The following is a 2,900-nucleotide window of genomic DNA, read 5'->3' on the forward strand; positions in this document are numbered from 1 at the left end:
ATTGCGGCCCATGTCGAGCTGGCGGCCGTGCTCGTCGATGACCTTGAAGTTCATCGCGTGGTGGGCCGGCAGCGTCTCCAGCTTGAAGTCCGCGCGCCTGACCAGCGTGCCGGTCTGCGCGCGGATGTCGGCGATCAGCACGTCGAGCAGCTCGCCCTCGCCGAACGGGTTGCGCTCGACGAAGCCGGCCGCGTAGTCGGGCAGCGGCACGCAATGCCGGCGCAGCTTCTGCGGCAGCGACTTGAGCAGCAGGTGCACCTTCTCCTTGACCATGCCCGGCACCAGCCAGTCGGCCCGCTCGGGGCGCACCTGGTTGAGCGCGTACAGCGGCACGGTCAGCGTCACGCCGTCGCGGTGGCTGCCGGGCTCGAAGTGGTAGGTCAGCGCCATGTCCACGCCGGCCACCGGCAGGATCTTGGGGAACAGGTCGGTGGTGATGCCGGCCGCCTCGTGGCGCATCAACTCCTCGCGGTTCAGGTAGAGCAGCTTGCGGTCGCGCGCGCTCTCGGCCTGGTACCACTGCTCGAAGGTGGCCTGCTGGTGGATGTCGGCCGGGATCAGGCGGTCGTAGAACGCGAAGATCAGCTCGTCGTCGACCAGCACGTCCTGGCGGCGCGCCTTGTGCTCGAGATTCTCGATCTCGCGCGTGAGGCGCTGGTTGTGCGCGAAGAACGGCAGCCGGGTGTCGAACTCGCCTTCCACCAGCGCGCGCCGGATGAACAGCTCGCGCGCCTCGGCCGGATTCATCGGCCCGTAGTGCACGCGGCGGTGCTGGTAGACCACCAGCCCGTACAGCGTGGCGCGCTCCATCGCCATCACCTGGCCCGACTTCTTCTCCCAGTGCGGATCGCTCCAGCTCACCTTGAGCAGGTGGCGGCCCACCTGCTCCAGCCATTCCGGCTCGATGCGCGCGAGCGTGCGCGCGAACAGGCGGCTGGTCTCGATCAGCTCGGCGGCGATGATCCAGCGGCCCACCTTGCGCGCGATCAGCGAGCCGGGCCACAGGTGGAACTTGATGCCGCGCGCGCCCAGGTATTCGCGCCCGCGGCCGTCGGCCTCGTCGAGCTTGCAGCCGACGTTGCCGAGCAGGCCGGTCAGCAGCGCCTTGTGCACCTGCTCGTAGGTCGGCTCGCTCTCGTTGAGGCGCCAGCCCTGCTCGGTCACGGTGGTCAGCAGCTGCGAATGCACGTCGCGCCATTCGCGCAGGCGCACGTGCGAGAGGAAGCTGGCGCGGCACTGGTCCTGCAACTGGCGGTTGGTCTTCTTGTGCGCCACCGCTTCCTCGAACCACTTCCAAAGCTTGACCCAGCCGAGGAACTCGGACTTCTCGTCCATGAACTTGCGGTGCGCCTGGTCGGCGGCTTCCTGCGCCTCCTGCGGACGGTCGCGCGGGTCCTGCACCGACAGCGCGCTGGCGATGATCAGCACCTCGCGCAGGCAGTGATGCTCGCGCGCGGCCAGGATCATGCGCGCCACGCGCGGGTCCAGCGGCAGGCGCGCGAGCTGGCGGCCGGTCTGGGTCAGCGCATTGGCGTCGTCGCCCGCGCTCTCGACCGCGCCGAGCTCCTGCAGCAACTGGTAGCCGTCGGCGATGGCGCGGCCCAGCGGCGGCTCGATGAACGGGAACTGCTCGATCGCCGTCAGCCTGAGCGCCTTCATGCGCAGGATCACCGCGGCCAGCGAGGAGCGCAGGATTTCCGGATCGGTGAAACGCGCGCGGCCGATGAAGTCCGATTCCTCGTAGAGCCGGATGCACACGCCGTCCGCCACCCGGCCGCAGCGCCCGGCGCGCTGGTTGGCGGCGGCCTGCGAGATTGCCTCGATCTGCAGCTGCTCGACCTTGTTGCGGTACGAGTAGCGCTTGACGCGCGCCAGCCCGGTATCGACCACGTAGCGGATGCCGGGCACGGTCAGCGAGGTCTCGGCCACGTTGGTGGCCAGCACGATGCGGCGCGCGTTGGACGGGCGGAACACGCGCTCCTGCTCCTGCACCGACAGCCGCGCGAACAGCGGCAGTATCTCCGTGTGCGGCGGATGGTGCTTGCGCAGCGCCTCGGCCGCCTCGCGGATCTCGCGCTCGCCGGGCAGGAACACCAGCACGTCGCCGGGGCCGAGCCGGCACAGCTCGTCCACGGCCTCGACGATGCCGTCGAACAGGTCGCGGTCCTTGCTCTGCGCCGACTTGGGCGCGCCGTCGGCCGGCGCGTCCTTCTCGATCGGGCGGTAGCGGATCTCCACCGGGTACAGCCGCCCGCTCACCTCGATCACCGGCGCCGGCTTGCCGCGCTGCGCGAAATGCTCGGCGAAGCGGTTGGCGTCGATGGTGGCCGAGGTGATGATGAGCTTGAGGTCCGGGCGCTTCGGCAGGATCTCCTTGAGGTAGCCGATCAGGAAATCGATGTTGAGGCTGCGCTCGTGCGCCTCGTCGATGATGATGGTGTCGTAGGCGCGCAGCAGCGGGTCGGTCTGGGTTTCCGCCAGCAGGATGCCGTCGGTCATCAGCTTGACCGAGGCGCCCGGCGACATGGTGTCGTTGAAGCGCACCTGGTAGCCCACGTGCTCGCCCAGCGGCGTGCCGATCTCCTGCGCGATGCGCTTGGCCGTGGAAGTGGCGGCGATGCGGCGCGGCTGGGTATGGCCGATCAGCCCGCCGCTGCCGTCCGTGCCGGGGCCGCGCCCGATCGACAGGCAGATCTTGGGCAGCTGGGTGGTCTTGCCGGAGCCGGTCTCGCCCGAGACGATCACCACCTGGTGGTCGCGTAGCGCCTGCGCAATCTCCTCGCGGCGCGCCGACACCGGCAGCGCCTCGGGGAAGGTCAGCGGCGGCAGCGGCGTGGCGACGCGGCGCGGGCGGGCGGCGGCTTCCGCGCGCGGCCGGCCCTCGCGCGGCGGCCTGGGCG

General features: G+C 70.2%; 1 protein-coding gene. It reads right to left on the reverse strand.

From position 1 onward, the window contains the following. Positions 1-2,900 (reverse strand): ATP-dependent RNA helicase HrpA (gene hrpA, locus K206_RS40370; RefSeq protein WP_020207020.1); only part of this gene is annotated, 2,900 nt, incomplete at both ends.

The sequence above is a fragment of the Cupriavidus sp. WS genome (assembly GCF_000395345.1).
Taxonomy (GTDB): Bacteria; Pseudomonadota; Gammaproteobacteria; order Burkholderiales; family Burkholderiaceae; genus Cupriavidus; species Cupriavidus basilensis_B.